The organism is Falsiroseomonas sp. (assembly GCF_051860665.1).
Classification (GTDB): domain Bacteria; phylum Pseudomonadota; class Alphaproteobacteria; order Acetobacterales; family Acetobacteraceae; genus Falsiroseomonas.
Genome location: NZ_JBHYDM010000006.1, coordinates 19,836 through 34,918 on the forward strand (window position 1 = coordinate 19,836; position 15,083 = coordinate 34,918).

Genomic DNA, 15,083 nt, shown 5'->3' on the forward strand with positions numbered 1-15,083 from the left:
CGTCAAGGAATAGAGCATGGGCATGGGCGGTTTCCGCTGAATCTGCGTGCTGATCTGGGGCATGCTGCGTATCTTCACCTCGCGGAGCGGTACTCTTGGCGAAATCCACCATTGCGCTGGATGATCTCGATCGGCGGATCCTGCGGGCGCTGCAGCAGGATGGCCGCATCGCCATCACCCAGCTGGCGGAGCAGGTCGGGCTTTCCGCCACGCCCTGCCTGCGGCGCATCCGGCGCATGGAGGAGGCCGGGGTGATTGCGCGCTACACCGCTGTTCTGGACCCGGCGCGGGTCGGCCTGCCGATCCAGGCCTTCGTCCAGGTTGCACTCTCCTCACATGCCGAGGAGGTGGCCACCGCCTTCCACAAGGCGCTGGCTTCCCGTGGCGAGGTGATCGCGGCCTATGCCATGAGCGGTGGCATGGACTACATGCTGCATGTGGTCGCGGCCGACTTCGAGGCCTATGCCGACTTCGCCCTGAAGGCGCTGCTGCGGATGCCGGGGGTGAAGGAGACGCGAAGCTCCTTCGTCCTCATGGAACTGAAGCCCCCCGGCGCCATTCCGCTATGAACGGCCCGCCTGCTCCGCCAACCAGGCGAGCACGCCGCGCGCGGCGGCGACGCCGGTGCTGAAGCAGCCCTGCAGCAGATAGCCGCCGGTAGGCGCCTCCCAGTCCAGCATCTCACCGCAGGCGAAGACGCCGGGGCGCGCAATAAGCATCAGGCGATCATCCACCTCCGACCAGTCCAGGCCGCCGGCGGAGGAGATCGCCCGCTCGATCCCGGCGGTCCCGCTCAACTGCAGCGGCATGGCCTTCACCAGCCGGGCAGGCGGGACCCCGGCCGCGCCGGATCGCAGCGCCTCTTGCACGAGGCCGATCGCCACGGGCGACAGAGCGAGCGCCTTGCGCAGCCCATTCGCCAGGGACTCCGCGCGCGGGCGGGAGGCCAGCCGTTCCGCCACGACCGCCTCGCTCAGATCCGGGCGCAGGTCGAGCTGGAGGGTGGCCGAGCCCTGTGCCGCGATCGCCTCCCGCAGCGGGGCCGAAAGGGCATAGAGCGCACCGCCTTCAAGGCCGGCGCGCGTCACCATCGCCTCCCCACGCAGCGTGATCTCGCCGAAGCGCAGGCCGATCCGCTTCAGCGGCGTGCCCTGGTGGCGGTCCCTGAAGTGGTCGGACCAGGCGACATCGAACCCCATATTCGCCGGCGCCCAGGGCACAGTGCGGATCCCGGGCAGCAGCGCCGGCCAGTGGCCATCCGATCCCAGCCGAGGCCAGGAGGCGCCGCCGAGCGCCAGCACCGTGGCGGCCGGCACCCCAGCCTCGGGCGTGCCCTCGAAGACCGGCTCGCCGGAGGGGCCCCAGCCGGTCCAGCGGCTCCGGCTGTGCAGCACCACGCCGAGGCTGGCCAGCCGTTGCAGCCAGGCCCGCAGCAGCGGGGAGGATTTCAGGCTCTTCGGAAAGATGCGCGCACTGCTGCCCGCGAAGGTCGGCACGCCCAGCCCCTCGCACCAGGCGATCAGGGCGGCGGGTGGAAAGCTGCGCACCGACTCGATCAGCGGCGCCGCCGCGGGCCGATAGCGCGTCAGCAGCCGGTCAAGCGGCTCGGCATGCGTCAGGTTCAGACCACCGCGCCCGGCCATCAGGAATTTCCGGCCGACCGAGGGCATCTGGTCGTGCACCGTCACCGCGAGGCCCGCCGTGGCCAGCACCTCCGCCGCCATAAGCCCGGCGGGGCCGGCACCGATCACGGTGACCGGGTGGCGGGGCGGCTTCGGGGTGTCCAGCACTTCGTTCATGCCGGCTTTCTGCGGCCGGTGGCTCGGGATATCCAGGGGTCCGGTCCCATTTCGGGCCGGTCGCTGCAAGGGAGTTGCCCATGACCGCCGTCCTCGTCACCGGAGGGGCCGGGTTCGTCGGTCTCAACCTCGTCGAGGCCCTGCTCGGCCGGGGCGAGCATGTGGTCGTCTTCGGCCAGGAAGCGGCGCTGCCGGAGCCGGCGGGTGAGATTTTTGGCCGCTTGCCGGGCCGGTTGGAGGTGGTCACGGGCGATATCCGCGACCCCGAGGCCCTGGCGCGGCTGTTCCGGGAACGCCGCATCGACCGCGTCTTTCCCTTCGCCGCGGTCACCGCTGGGCCAGCGCGGGAGGCGGCCTCGCCGGGGCTGGTGCTGGACGTCAATCTCCACGGCGTCATCGCCACCCTTGCCGCGGCGCGGGATGCCGGCACGGTGCGCCGCGTCGTGCTGCCCGCCTCCTCCGCCGTCTATGGCGAATCGGCCTATGACCATGCCTGGCTGGATGAGGTGACCACGCCCTGCATGCCGATCAGCCTCTATGGCGTGACGAAATATGCGGTGGAGCGTGCCGGCCTGCGCCTGGCCGGGCTCTGGGGGCTCGATGCGGTGGCGGCCCGGATCGGCGCCACCTATGGGCCCTGGGAGCGGGACACCGGCCTTCGCGATACGCTGAGCCCGCATCTGGCCATCGCCCAGGCAGCCCTGCGGGGAGACGCGGCGGTGCTGCCGCCAGCTCCGCTACCGAGCTACGACTGGGTCTATGTGCGCGACCTGGCCGCGGGCCTGATCGCGCTGCTGGACTGCCCGACGCCGCCTGGGCGCGTCTTCAACCTGGCCTCGGGGACGGACTGGTCGCCGCATGCTGCCGCCTGCTGCGACACGCTGGTCCGTGAGATGCCGGGATTCCGGTGGCGGCATGCGGCCCCGGGTGAGGCCGCCAATATCCCGTTCAACGAGACGCGCCCGCGCGGTCTCATGGCCATCCAGCGGGCGGCCGCACTGGGCTGGGCGCCGGCCTTCACGCTGGAAGCTGCCTATGCCGATTATGCGGCCTGGCTGAAGCGGACGCAGCGCGGCGTCCTCGCCGGCGCCGGCAAGGCGTAGCCTTGATGGCGGCCCAGGCGCCGTCCCCTTCCTTCTCTCCCGCTGAAGCTGACGTGAGGACCTGATGCCCGATACCCATCTGCTGGACGCGACGCGCCTGAAGTTCGGAATTGGCCAGCCTGTGCCACGGGCGGAGGATCCGATCCTGCTGACCGGCCAGGGGCGATACACGGATGACATCGCCCTGCCGGGCCAGGTCTGGTGCGTCATGGTGCGCAGCCCCTATGCGCATGGCGTCATCAACCGCATCGGGACGGAGGGCGCGCGTGCCATGCCGGGCGTTCTGGGCGTCTGGACCGGTGCAGACCTGCTCGCCGCCGGCTATGGTCCGATGACCTGCGGCATGCCGCTGAAGAACCGTGACGGCACGCCGCTGCGGACCACGCAGCGCCCGCCGCTGGCAACCGACAAGGTCCGCTTCGTGGGCGATCCGCTGGCCTTCGTGGTGGCCGAGACCCGCGCCGCGGCGAAGGACGCCGCGGAGGCGGTGGAACTCGACATCGACATGCTGCCCGCGGTCACCCAGGCCTCGGCCGCCGCCGAGCCCGGCGCGCCGCAGCTCTACGACGAGATCCCGGGCAACCTGGTGCTGGACTTCCAGCAGGGCGACGGCGCCAAGGTCGCCGCGGCCTTCGAGGCGGCGGCGCATGTCACGCGCCTGTCCATCCGCAACAACCGCATCGTGGTCTGCGCCATGGAGCCGCGCAGTGCGATCGGCTCCTTCGAGGAGGGGCGCTACGTGCTGCGGGTGGGCTGCCAGGGCGTCTTCGGGCTGCGCGCGCAGATGGCCCAGGATGTGCTGAAGGTGCCGGTGGAGCAGGTCCGCATCCTCACCGGCAATGTCGGCGGCAGCTTCGGCATGAAGGCGAATGCCTATCCCGAATACGCCTGCCTGCTGCATGCCGCGAAGCAGCTGGGCCGCCCGGTGAAATGGACCGATGAGCGCACCGGCAGCTTCCTCTCGGACCAGCATGGCCGGGACCATGAGGTGGATGCGGAACTGGCGCTGGATGCGGAGGGCCGCTTCCTCGCGGTGCGGCTGACCTCCTTCGCCAATATGGGCGCCTATCTCTCCACCGTCGCGCCGCTGATGGGCACGGCGAATTTCTGGAAGAACGTGCAGTCCAACTACCGCACGCCGCTGATCGAGGTGGTCACGCGCAGCTACCTCACCAATACCACCCCCGTCTCGGCCTATCGCGGGGCCGGCCGCCCCGAGGGCAATTATTTCATGGAGCGCCTGATCGAGGTCGCGGCGCAGGAGATGGGCCTGGACGCCGTCGAGCTTCGTCGCCGCAACCATATCCGCACGAGCGAGATGCCCTATGCCGCCGCATCCGGCAGCGCCTATGACGGGGGCGACTTCACCGCGCTGATGGAGCGGGCGCTGAAGGCGGCGGATGTCGGCGGCTTCGCCGCGCGGAAGGCGGAAAGCGCCGCGCGCGGATTGCTGCGCGGCCTCGGTATCGGCAACTTCCTCGAATGCACCGCACCGCCGACCCGGGAGCAGGGCGGCATCCGCTTCGAGGCGGATGGCAGCGTCACCATCATCACCGGCACGCTGGACTACGGCCAGGGGCACTGGAGCGCCTTCGCCCAGGTGCTGCACCAGTCGCTCGGCATTCCCTTCCGGCAGATCCGCCTGCTGCAGGGCGATTCCGACGAACTGGTGGCCGGCGGCGGCACCGGCGGCTCGAAATCGCTGATGGCCTCGGGGGCTGCGATCGTCGGGGCGTCCGAGCTGGTGATCGAGAAGGGGCGGGCTGCGGCGGCCTGGGTGCTGGAGGCGGCGGTCGCGGATATCGAGTTCGAGGCGCATCCGGAAGGCGGGCAGGGGCGTTTCCAGATCGCAGGCACCGATCGAGGCATCGGCATCATGGAGCTGGCGCAGCGGCTGCGCCAGGCGCCGGCCCTGCCGGATGGGGTTCCGGCGACGCTCGACGTCACCCATGTCTTCGACCAGGCGCCGCAGGCCTATCCGAATGGCTGCCATGTCGCCGAGGTCGAGGTGGACCCGGAGACCGGGATCGTGCGCATCGACCGCTACATGTCGGTGAACGATTTCGGCGTCATCGTGAATCCGATGCTCGTCGCGGGCCAGGCGCATGGCGGGATCGCCCAGGGAATCGGCCAGGCCCTGCTGGAAAGCGTCGCCTTCGGCGAGGACGGGCAGCTGCAGACCGGCAGCTACCTCGACTACGCGCTGCCGCGCGCCGAGGACATGCCCTTCATCGGCTTCGTCAGCCATCCGGTTCCGGCCACGACCAATCCGCTGGGGGCGAAGGGCTGCGGCGAGGCCGGTTGCGCCGGGTCCCTGCCGGCGGTGATGAACGCCGTGGTGGATGCGCTCTCCCTCTACGGTGTCCGCCACATCGACATGCCGGCGACGCCGCAGCGGGTCTGGCAGGCGATTCGCGCGGCGCGCGCCGGCGCCTGAAGGGCGTCAGTCGGTCCTGGCCGCCGGCGGTGTGGCGCTGGCAGCCTGCCAGCGGGCTTCCTCGGCATATTGGCGGGCGAACAGGCCGCCCTTGCGCTGGATCAGCTGGTCGAAGCTGCCGCTTTCGACGATGCGGCCGCCGTCGAGGACGATGATCCGGTCCGCGTTGCGGATGGTGGACAGGCGATGCGCGATGACGATGCGCGTCGCCGGCATGGTGCGGATCGCCCGCATGGTGGCGCGCTGGGTCACATTGTCCAGCGCGCTGGTGGCCTCATCCAGGATCAGGACGGCGGGCTTCTGCAGCAGGGCGCGGGCGAGCAGCAGGCGTTGGACCTGGCCGCCCGAGAGCACCCGGCTGGCATCGGTCAGCATCGTCTCCAGCCCCATGGGCATGGCGCGGATATCCGCGGCGAGGGCCGCCTGGTCCAGCGCCTTCCAGATCTCCGCCTCGCTCGCCTGGGCGAGCCCGCGCACCGCATCGCGCAGGCTTCCCGGCGGCACGCGACCGGATTGCAGGACGGTGGCCACCTGCTGGCGCAGCACGGCGAGGTCCAGGCCGCGGATGTCGTGGCCATCCATGTAGATGGCGCCGTTGCTCGGCTCCTCGAGCCCGAGCAGCAGCCGGACGAGGGTGGACTTGCCGGCGCCGGAGCGTCCGACGATCGCCACATATTCCCCGGCCTCGATGCGCAGCGACAGGCCGGCGAAGACCCAGGCCTCGCTGGGGCCATAGCGAAAGGCAAGATTGGACAGCTCGATCGCGCCGCTCAGCCGGCCCGGATCGACCTTGCCCGTATCGGGCTCCGGCAGCGCATCCAGCAGGGGCTGCGCGAACTTGCGGGTGGGCATCAGGAACCACAGGGCGAATACGGTCTTCGCGAGCTGGGTGCCGGAGGCGACCATGAGCCCATAGGCCGCGATGAAGGTCATCACGGAGGAAAGGCTGGGTGGCGGCTCGCCGGCTTCGACGCGCTGCATCATGGCGATGATCAGGAAGGCCGCGGCGGTCGACAGCACGGTGAAGCCGGCGGCAAAGGCATCGTAGCCGTTGCTGATCTGCCGCGCCGCGGCCAGGCGTCGCCGCATCTCGGCAAAGCGCCCCGCCCAGACCGTCTGCGCCCGCGCCTCCGCCCCGGCGAGGCGCAGTTTCACCAGGCCGGAGACGATCTGGAACACCATGGCGTCGGCCAGGCCCGACAGCGCCTCGCCCGTCGCGAAGGCACGCGCCTGCAGCCAGCCCGCCAGATTGGCCGCAGCCAGCTGCAGCACCAGCATGCCTATCGCGACGGCGGCGGCCATCGGCTGCGCCAGCACCATCAGCACGCAGGAGGAGAGGATGGTCGCCACGGCACTGATGATGACGAAGCCGTAGGCACGCAGCTGCATGGCGAGCGAGATGGCGGAGATGGCACGACTGGATGTCTCGCCCACCGTCTGGCGATTGAGCGTCGCCATCGGCAGGCGCATCACCCGGTCCCAGATGGCGGCGTGCAGGGCGGGTCCCGCCTGCGCCTCGATCCTCTGCCGGGCAATCTCGCTGCCCAGCTTCACCATCCAGCCGACCGCCGCCACCAGGACCAGGGCCAGGCCCAGCTGCGCCAGCTCCCCCAGATGCCCGCCAGGGATGAGGAGGGAGAAGGCGACGCCTGTGGCCATCGGCACGGCCTGGCCCAGCGCGGCGCCGATCAGCATGGTGATGAAGATGGCGGAGACATCTGCGCCACTGCCCCGCATGCCACTGCCGATCAGGTCCATCAGGCCAAGCGGCTTGCGCGGCAGCGGGATCAGGGGGGCGAGCGCCTCGCGGCTGATCCGCTGCGCCAGGGCCTGGTCCACCCGGATGCCGGCCAGATTGGCGGCCGAGTGCAGCCGATACCCGCGGCGATGCGGCAGCAGGGCGACCGGACCCACCCCCTCCAGCTTGCTGAACAGCGGGCCGTGATCGTCGCCCCACCAGCCATCCGGCAGATGCGCCGGACGCAGGCGCAGGCCGGAGGCGCGGGCCAATTCCTCCAGCGTGGGCACCGCATCGATATCCGCCCGGCGCACCCGGATCGGCCGCTTGGCCCGGACGCCGAGATGGCTCGCCACGATGCGGAAGACCGGCATCAGCGGATCGCCATCCGCTGCCGCCTGCACTTCCGGCGCATTGCCCAGGATGGCCGCGAAGGCCGAGCGCTGCTCGGCGCCGGCCTCCTCGTCCCGCTCCCGCCGCAGGGCCAGCCGGTTGAGTTCATCCGCCGCATCAAGGGCGAGGGCGGAGGACAGTGCGGCCAGGCCCGCGGTGTTGAAGACGTCGAGCCCCGCCTGCCAGGCGGGGTCCGCCATGGCGGCGGTGGCGGGCACCGCTTCGATGGTGCCGCCGCTGCCGGTGAGCCAGGCCTCGGCCGGCAGTGGCACCAGGCCTGCCACGGCTTCCAGGCCGAGCAGCAGCCAGGACCCGGGGGGCAGGCGGACCCAGATCGGCGTGCCGCGGGCCGCGATCGTCACCCCCGGCGCCGTGGCCACCGTGCCGAGCGCCGCGGAGACGGCCACATCGGTGCGCGGGCGCGGAGCCATCGGCCGGGCCAGACCTTCGGCCAGGGCGCGGCACCAGGCGGTGGTCGCCGCAGCGAGGCGGCTCTCGCCGTCCGGCGCCTCGGTCAGGCTGGGCAGGTCGAGGGGGGCGATCTGGGTTTCGGCGGTCCCGATGGCGATCAGCGTGGCGCCGGCATCGTCGATACCCAGGCCGCAGAGCATGCCGCCCGCGGCAACCGTGCCGATGTAGCGGCGCGGACCCTCCGTGGCCGGCGCCCGTGGTGGGCGGGTGGCGAAGAGCGCGACGCTGCCTGCGGTGACCAGCCAGCGCTGGCCAGGATCATCCAGGCGGAGCGGCGCATGGGCTGGCAGGGCGATGCTTGGCGGCGGCTCGGCGCGAAGGGGCGCCTGGCTGTGGTCGGCGGGCAGGTTGTCGGACATGGTCAACCGCTGGCGAGCATCGTGCGGAAGGGCCCGTCCATCCGCGCCAGGTCATCCGGATGGCCGCGCTGCACGATCTGGCTGCGTTGCATCACCACCACCTCGTCGCAATCGCGCACCAGGGCCAGGCGATGGGCGATCACGATCATCGTGCAGCCCCGCCGCCGCAGGTTCCGCATCAGCACCGCCTCGGACCGGTTGTCGAGCGAGGCGGTGGCCTCGTCCAGCACCAGGATGGCGGGATCCGTCACGATCGCCCGTGCCAGTTCCAGCCGCGCACGCTGCCCGCCGGACCAGTTCCGGCCTTCCTCGGCCACCACGCCGGCATAGCCGCCGCGGCGGGCGAGGATCTCATCGTGAATGGCGGCATCCTGGGCGCATTCCACGAGACGCTCATCGGCCAGGGTCGGGTCCCACATGGCGATATTGTCGCGGATCGTGCCGTCGAACAGGTAGCCCTGCTGGTCGACCACCGCGACCTCCCGCCGCAACTCCTCGCGCGGGATCGAATCGAGCGGGCGGCCGTCGATCAGCACCTCGCCGGACCAGGGCCGGTAGAGGCCGGCGATCAGCAGGGCGAGCGTCGACTTGCCGGAGCCGGAGCCGCCCACGATGCCGAGCCGCCGGCCCGGCTCGATGGTGAGCGAAATGCCGTCCAGCAGCGGCGCCTCCAGCCGGCTATGCCCGAAGACCACATTGCGCAACTCGATATGGCCGGCGAAGCGGGCCGAGGCCGCCCGCGCCGGCGCTTGGGCGAATTCCGGGGCCAGCGGATGATGCAGGGTGTCCTCGAGCAGGGTCAGATTGGCCTTGGCGTCCTGCATCTGCGTCGCGACGCCCAGCAGCTGCGCCACCGGCCCCATGAAGCCCATGGTGAGCGCCTGGAAGGCGACCAGCTGCCCGACGGTCATCTCGCCGGCCATGATGCGCGCGCCGCCCAGCACCAGCACGGCGGCGGCCGCCGCCACGGCCACGAAGGCCGGCAGCCCCTCCAGCATGCCGCGGCGCAGGGCCAGGCGCTGGGTGATATTGGCGACGCCGGCGCGGGTCCCGGCCAGCTGGGCCAGCAGCAGGCTCTCGCTGCCGGCGGCGCGATAGGTCTCGATCATCTGCAGGCCCTGCTTGCCCAGCCCATCGGAGCGGAGGGTGCGCGACAGCAGGCGCTGGTTGTCGTCGCTGAGGGAGCGGCTGAGCCAGGCCAGGGCCAGCAGGTTGACGATGGCCGCCAGCACCACGACCGCCGTCAGCAGCAGGTCATACAGCGCCATGGCGGCGGCATAGACGAAGGCGGTGACCAGCCCCAGCAGGCCGCGCCCGACATCGCCGGAGACCAGCCTGGCGATCCGGTCGTTCAGCACGACGCGGCCGGTGACATCGCCGGGATGGCGCTGGGCGAAGAAGGAGACCGGCAGCCGGGTCAGCCGTTCGAGGAAATTCGCGGATCCGGCGACCGAAAGCCGTGTCTCCAGCCGCAGCAGCAGGTTCAGCTGCATCCAGGTGATCACAGCCATCGCCGCGGCCGTGCCGGCCATGCCCCAGAGGAGGGGTTCCAGCCAGGAGTCGAAGCGCCCGACCAAAACGTCGTCCACGAAGACCTGGGAGAAGGCCGGCACGAGCAAGGCGGGGATCATCAACAGCAGGCTGATGCCGAACAGGAAGCCGAAGCTTGCCTCATTGCCGCGCAGGCGGCGGAGGATGCCGCCGAGTGCGCGTGGCGGATTGCCGCCCTTGCGGAAATCCGGTCCGGGCTCGAGCACCAGGGCCACGCCGGTGAAGTTGCGGTCCAGCTCCTCGATCGTGATGCGGCGCGGACCGCTGGCCGGGTCATTGATCTGGGCGTGGCCGCGCCCGATCCCCTCGATGACGACAAAGTGGTTCATGCCCCAATGCGCGATCAGGGGCATCTTCATGCTGGCGAGGTGGCTCGGCTCCATGCGGAAGGCCTGCACCACCATGCCGTATTGGCGTGCCGCCGCGGCCACATGGCTGGCGCGGCTGCCGTCGCGGGAAACGCCACAGGCCACGCGCAGTTCCTCCAGCGGCAGCCACCGGCCGTAATGGGCCAGGACGATGCCGAGCGCCGCGGCGCCGCATTCCACCGCCTCCATCTGCAGGACCGTGGGGGTGCGCACCCGGGCACCGGGCCGGCCTTGCCGCGGCGTCGCGGTGTCGGCGTTCATGGCGTGGCCGCGTCGGCGGTCCGGGTCAGCCAGCCGCGCAGGGCCGGAAAGGCGAGACCGATCAGGCGCACGGAGCGGACCGTGAACTCAGCCTCCGCCAGCGTGCCGGATTCCACTGCGAAGTCGGGCCCGCCGCCGGTCGACCAGCGCAGGCCGCTGCGGGTCGCAGGGTCACGCTCCAGCGCCACCTCCACCTCGAAGGGCGTGCCGAGCCCTGTGGTGAAGCTGCGCACCAGCTGGTCGTTCTGCAGGGTGCGCAGAAGGCCGGCGGAAGAGGCGGGCACATGGGCCACGCGGAGGACCCGCCCATAGACGAAGCCATGCTCCTCCCGCCGGGTCGAGGAGGGTGAGACTTCGACGCGCAGCCCCTCGGCCAGCCGCTTGCCATCCTGGGCGGTGACATAGACGACGGCCATGGTCCCGCCATGGCCATCGCTCGGATCGCGCTCGATCGTCAGCAGCGCCGTGCCGCGCTGGACCACCTGGCCCTCATTCACCTTGGCCTCGACCACGGTGCCGGAATAGGGGGCCAGCACGGCGCCGAGCCGGAGCAGGCGATCCCGCAAGGCCTGCGCCTGGCGCTCCGTCTCATCCGCCCGCCGCTCGGCCTCCATGGTCTCGCGCTCGCGCTGCGTGCGCTTGAGGGCCTGGTCCAGCACGAGCTGCTCGCGCTCGTTGCGGGCGGCCGCGATCTGCTCCCGGACCTGGAAGACCTCGACGCGGGCAAACAGGGCCCGGTCGCGATTCACCAGGTTCTGCTGCGAAAGTCCGCGGAGGACATCCTCCCGCTGGATCATCATGCCGAGCCGTTCTTCCAGCAGCCGCAGGTTCTGCGTCAGCGCGGCGTCGCGCGCGATGCGGAAGGCATCGGCCGCCGCTTCCTCGCGGCGATGGAACTCCATGAGCTCGCGGCGATGCCGCGCGGCATCGGCCGCCTGGCCTTCGGCGAGGGACAGCTGCAGCCGGACCTCGGATTGGTCGACCTGCGCCACCGGCCGCCCCGCCTCCACGCGGTCGCCCGGCCGCACCAGCAGGGATTCGATCCGGCCGTCGGTATCCGCGACAATGTCCACTACGCCACCTGGCGGCAGCAGGATGCCGCGCCCGGCCACCTTGACCGGGACGTCGATCAGCGCTGCCCAGACCAGCCCGATGACCGCCATGGCCAGCAGGGCGCCGCCGACGGCCCAGGTCCAGGGCCGCATGACCCGAAGCGCCTCATCATAGCGATCAGGCGCCGCAGCCTCGCTGACGGCCTGCGGGCGAAAAAGGGGTGGTGACGACATGAGCGCGGCGGTGTTCCCAGGCTGCGTCTCAAGCCCTGCGCAGCTGGCTTGAGTTTGCCGCAAGTTCCCCAGCTTGCAAACGGGCAAAGAAGTTGAGATTCAACCATGCCCAGGCGGCATCATTGCTGGTGCGGCTGGGTCTCGGACTGATGAATGTTATTGAGATGGCTGAGAGGGCCGGCTTGTCGAGGTCAGCCGGCAAGGCGGAGGGTCGTGCGCCAGATGCGAAGGAAATTGCCCGACCACAGCAGGGCGAGCTCCCGCGCCCCATATCCGCGTCGCAGCAACTCGGCGCTCAGAAGCCCGGTGGTCGAGGCATCCTGCCACCCCTGCACACCGCCGCCGCCATCAAAATCGGAAGAAAGTCCGACATGGTCGATGCCGATGCGGCGCACCGCGTAGTCGACGTGATCGGCCATGTCCGCGACGCTGGCTCGGGCGGTGCCATCCGCGTCCGGATTGACGAGGAAGCTCGGCATCGCCGTGATCTGGATCAGCCCACCCACATCGCGCAGGGCATCGAGCTGGACATCGTCCAGGTTGCGCGGATGGTCCCGCAGCGCCCGGCAGCAGGCATGCGTCGCCACGACCGGCGTGCGCGAAAGCTCCGCCGCCTGCAGCATGCCGCTGCGGGCCACGTGGGAGACATCGACGATCAGGCCGACCCGGTTCATCTCCCGGATCGCATCCCGGCCCAGCGCCGAAAGGCCGCCATGCCGCGTGGGCGCATCGCCCAGGTCGGCCCGGGGGCGCGCGGCATCGGACAGCGCATTGTGCCCGTCATGGGTGACGGTCACATAGATGGCGCCGAGGCTTCGCCACAGGGCGAGCCGGGAGAGATCGGTTCCCATGGCATAGCCATTCTCGACCCCGAGCAGGATGGCCAGCGTGCCCTCGGCCGCACAGGCTTCCAGCGCATCGGGCGTGGTGCAGAGCCGGCGTCGCATCGGGGTCTCGCCCGCCGTGGCGGCGATGGCCCGCAGCATGGCCTCCGCCCGGGCACCGGCGGCGTCATGCGCCTCCGGCGTCAGCGGCCCCTGCGGGACATAGGCGATGAAGACGACGCCCTTCAGCCCACCGGCCAGCATCTTCGGATAGTCCACCCGCCGCGCGGTCTGCGTGGCCGGATCGGGCGTGGCCGGCCAGGGAATGTCGACATGGGTGTCGAGCGTCAGGGTGCTGGCGTGGATCGCCTGGTAGGAGGCCAGGGTATCCGGGTCGATCACCGGGAGCGATGGGGCATGGGTCATGCGAGGGACGCTGGCGGGGCGCGCGGCGGGCGTCAACCGTCCCGCGGGCGCGCCTGATCGGCCCCCAGCCGACGCTCCAGCCAGCGCGTGCCGGCCGAGATCAGCAGGATGAGCACCAGGTATTCCAGGATCAGGATGGTGTAGATCTCGAGTGGCCGAAACACGGAGACCACCAGCTCATTCGCCCGCCGCGTCAGGTCCTGGTAGCCGATCACGCTGGCCAGGCTGCTCATCTTCACGACATAGACGAACTGGTTGGCAATGGGCGGCAGGATGCGGCGCACCGCCTGGGGCAGGATGACCAGCCGCATGGTCTGCCAGCGTGAGAGGCCGAGTGCCGCGGCGCCTTCGCGCTGCCCCTGCTCGACGCTCTGGATGCCGGCGCGCAGGATCTCGGCTTCAAAGGCCGAATCGCAGATGGCGATGGCAAGCCAGGCCGCGGTGAAGACATCGAGCCGGATGCCGATCACGACCGGCAGCCCGTAGAAGACCCATAGGATCAGGACCAGGATCGGCACGGCGCGAAACAGCTCGACCCACAGCCGATTGGCCAGCCGCAGCGCCCGGTAGCGGGAGAAGCCGAGCAGCGCGACGCCGGTGCCGAGCAGGACCGAGAGGAGAATGGCGGCCAGCGAGAGCGAGACCGTCGCCCAAAGCCCTTCGATCATGAAGCCCAGATTGGCGCGGCCGCGGGGATCGGAGGGGTTCACCACATGCCAGCCCCAATTGCCACCGCAGCCGCCCAGCAGGACCGGAAGCAGCAGGATCCAGGGCAGGGGCAGGTGGCGAAGCGCTCGTGGTGGCATGGCGCCTGTCTCCCACGCTTTCCCCGGGCGGGCGAGAGGCACCGTTGCGGTTGATTTCCGGTCCGGACGTTGCGCATCTGCCGGCGCAACCAACCTCCGCTGCCGAAACAGGAGCCACCCGATGCAACGTCGCCATATCCCGGCCGCCGCCGCGGCCGCCGCCCTTCTGGTGCCCGCCCAGGTCTCGGCGCAGCCCGCGACGGGGGCAGGGCGCCTTCAGGCGATCCAGTCGGCCGGCCGCCTGCGCATCGGCACGACCGGCGATTTCAACCCGATGAGCTTCCGCGACCCCGCCACCCGCAGCTATCGCGGCCACCAGATCGAGGCGGCGGAGCAGCTGGCCCGCGACATGGGGGTGAGGGCGGAGTTCGTGGCGACGGACTGGCGCACCCTGATCAGCGGTCTGCAGGCCGACCAGTATGATGTGGTTTTCACCGGAACCTCGATGTCGGTCGCGCGGGCCCTCTCGGCCAGCTTCACCATCCCCTGGGGGCGCACCGGCTTCATCCCGCTGACGACTAGGCGCAACGCGGCGCGCTTCGCCAATTGGGAGGCCCTGAACCAGCGGGGCGTGACGCTGGGGACCAACCTCGGCACGACGATGGAGCAGTTCGTGCAGCAGGCGCTGCCGGCCGCCACCCTGCGCCGCGTCGAAAGCCCCGCGCGGGACTGGCAGGAACTGCTGGGCGGGCGGGTGGACGCCACCATGTCCACGGTGATCGAGGCGGCCTTCCTGACCCGCGAATACCCGGACCTGGTCGCGCTCTTCACCGACCAGCCACGCAATCCGATCCCGATGGCCTTCATGGCGCCGCTGCAGGATCCGGTCTTCCTGAACTTCCTCAACGCCTGGGTGACCATCCGCCTGGCCAGCGGCTTTTTCGCCGAACTCGGCCAGAAGTGGGGCGTGAGCGCCTGACGGCTCAGGCCAGGAACTGCAACAGAAGCATGCCGCAGCCGACGAGCGCCGTCGGCGACGCCACGGCCAGAAGGGCGATGAGCGGGACAGGATGATCCGGCAGGCCCTGTTGCGGGCGCGGCCGGATCCCTATGGCGGCGGGATAGGTCAGGACCCCACGCAGGCGCGCGCGCGGCGGGGGCAGGCGGATCACCTTGGCGCCGCGGCCCGCCGCCTCCTCCGGTCCACTTTCGCCATCAAGGCGCAGCGACCAGAGCGGGATGGTTTGCCTTGCTGTCCTTGATGGCGCCATGACGGTCTCGCATCCTGCAATGCGGGCCCCTGGCCGCGACCGGTGGGAAC

The 15,083-nt window shown here is 70.7% G+C and carries 11 protein-coding genes; 4 read left to right on the top strand and 7 right to left on the bottom strand.

Features of this window, described 5'->3' with window-relative positions; genetic code table 11:
• The first annotated feature begins 95 nt into the window (after window positions 1–95).
• On the top strand, window positions 96–569 hold the full coding sequence (locus ACTIF1_RS08250; RefSeq protein ID WP_439595916.1) for an Lrp/AsnC family transcriptional regulator: 474 nt from the start codon (window positions 96–98) through the stop codon (window positions 567–569).
• Here the strand turns inward: ACTIF1_RS08250 and ACTIF1_RS08255 are convergent.
• Window positions 564–1,799, bottom strand: a complete 1,236-nt coding sequence (locus ACTIF1_RS08255) for a TIGR03862 family flavoprotein (RefSeq protein ID WP_439595917.1) — start codon at window positions 1,797–1,799, stop codon at window positions 564–566. The two genes, ACTIF1_RS08250 and ACTIF1_RS08255, sit on opposite strands and share 6 nt — an antisense overlap.
• A gap of 80 nt (window positions 1,800–1,879) precedes the next feature.
• Between ACTIF1_RS08255 and ACTIF1_RS08260 the strand changes: the two genes are divergently transcribed.
• Together ACTIF1_RS08260 and ACTIF1_RS08265 are read left to right on the top strand one after the other, a co-directional pair.
• Window positions 1,880–2,902 carry an NAD-dependent epimerase/dehydratase family protein gene (locus tag ACTIF1_RS08260; RefSeq protein ID WP_439595918.1) on the top strand — a complete coding sequence of 341 codons (1,023 nt, stop codon included), beginning with the start codon at window positions 1,880–1,882 and terminating at the stop codon, window positions 2,900–2,902.
• Window positions 2,903–2,966: 64 nt separating this feature from the next.
• Window positions 2,967–5,339 (top strand): xanthine dehydrogenase family protein molybdopterin-binding subunit, encoded by a 2,373-nt coding sequence (locus ACTIF1_RS08265; RefSeq protein WP_439595919.1) that lies wholly within the window; start codon window positions 2,967–2,969, stop codon window positions 5,337–5,339.
• 6 nt (window positions 5,340–5,345) lie between these two features.
• On the opposite strand, the gene ACTIF1_RS08270 is transcribed toward ACTIF1_RS08265, so the two are convergent.
• From ACTIF1_RS08270 to ACTIF1_RS08290, 5 genes are all read right to left on the bottom strand, one after another.
• On the bottom strand, window positions 5,346–8,300 hold the full coding sequence (locus ACTIF1_RS08270) for an ATP-binding cassette domain-containing protein (protein WP_439595920.1): 2,955 nt from the start codon (window positions 8,298–8,300) through the stop codon (window positions 5,346–5,348).
• A 2-nt stretch (window positions 8,301–8,302) separates the two neighbouring features.
• A complete protein-coding gene (locus tag ACTIF1_RS08275) occupies window positions 8,303–10,480 on the bottom strand; it encodes an NHLP family bacteriocin export ABC transporter peptidase/permease/ATPase subunit (protein WP_439595921.1) in 2,178 nt (725 codons plus the stop codon).
• The gene (locus tag ACTIF1_RS08280; RefSeq protein WP_439595922.1) at window positions 10,477–11,766 is read right to left on the bottom strand and encodes an NHLP bacteriocin system secretion protein; all 1,290 of its coding nucleotides are present in this window, start codon (window positions 11,764–11,766) and stop codon (window positions 10,477–10,479) included. The genes ACTIF1_RS08275 and ACTIF1_RS08280 overlap by 4 nt, the downstream gene beginning before the upstream one ends.
• Before the next feature lie 191 nt (window positions 11,767–11,957).
• On the bottom strand, window positions 11,958–13,016 hold the full coding sequence (locus tag ACTIF1_RS08285) for a dipeptidase (RefSeq protein ID WP_439595923.1): 1,059 nt from the start codon (window positions 13,014–13,016) through the stop codon (window positions 11,958–11,960).
• Between the two features lie 32 nt (window positions 13,017–13,048).
• Window positions 13,049–13,822, bottom strand: coding sequence for an amino acid ABC transporter permease (locus tag ACTIF1_RS08290; protein ID WP_439595924.1), 774 nt, complete (start codon window positions 13,820–13,822; stop codon window positions 13,049–13,051).
• 121 nt (window positions 13,823–13,943) lie between these two features.
• On the opposite strand from ACTIF1_RS08290, the gene ACTIF1_RS08295 reads away from it, so the two are divergent.
• Window positions 13,944–14,741 carry a transporter substrate-binding domain-containing protein gene (locus tag ACTIF1_RS08295; RefSeq protein WP_439595925.1) on the top strand — a complete coding sequence of 266 codons (798 nt, stop codon included), beginning with the start codon at window positions 13,944–13,946 and terminating at the stop codon, window positions 14,739–14,741.
• Window positions 14,742–14,745: 4 nt separating this feature from the next.
• Here ACTIF1_RS08295 and ACTIF1_RS08300 read toward each other — a convergent pair whose 3' ends face one another.
• On the bottom strand, window positions 14,746–15,033 hold the full coding sequence (locus ACTIF1_RS08300) for a hypothetical protein (RefSeq protein WP_439595926.1): 288 nt from the start codon (window positions 15,031–15,033) through the stop codon (window positions 14,746–14,748).
• Window positions 15,034–15,083: the final 50 nt, after the last annotated feature.

Bases quoted from the DNA above. Each gene is read 5' to 3' on its own strand.
- ACTIF1_RS08275 (WP_439595921.1), bottom strand. From the start codon at position 10,480: ATGAACGCCGACACCGCGACGCCGCGGCAAGGCCGGCCCGGTGCCCGG.
- ACTIF1_RS08255 (WP_439595917.1), bottom strand. From the start codon at position 1,799: ATGAACGAAGTGCTGGACACCCCGAAGCCGCCCCGCCACCCGGTCACC.
- ACTIF1_RS08300 (WP_439595926.1), bottom strand. From the start codon at position 15,033: ATGGCGCCATCAAGGACAGCAAGGCAAACCATCCCGCTCTGGTCGCTG.
- ACTIF1_RS08290 (WP_439595924.1), bottom strand. From the start codon at position 13,822: ATGCCACCACGAGCGCTTCGCCACCTGCCCCTGCCCTGGATCCTGCTG.
- ACTIF1_RS08265 (WP_439595919.1), top strand. From the start codon at position 2,967: ATGCCCGATACCCATCTGCTGGACGCGACGCGCCTGAAGTTCGGAATT.
- ACTIF1_RS08270 (WP_439595920.1), bottom strand. From the start codon at position 8,300: ATGTCCGACAACCTGCCCGCCGACCACAGCCAGGCGCCCCTTCGCGCC.
- ACTIF1_RS08260 (WP_439595918.1), top strand. From the start codon at position 1,880: ATGACCGCCGTCCTCGTCACCGGAGGGGCCGGGTTCGTCGGTCTCAAC.
- ACTIF1_RS08295 (WP_439595925.1), top strand. From the start codon at position 13,944: ATGCAACGTCGCCATATCCCGGCCGCCGCCGCGGCCGCCGCCCTTCTG.
- ACTIF1_RS08285 (WP_439595923.1), bottom strand. From the start codon at position 13,016: ATGACCCATGCCCCATCGCTCCCGGTGATCGACCCGGATACCCTGGCC.
- ACTIF1_RS08280 (WP_439595922.1), bottom strand. From the start codon at position 11,766: ATGTCGTCACCACCCCTTTTTCGCCCGCAGGCCGTCAGCGAGGCTGCG.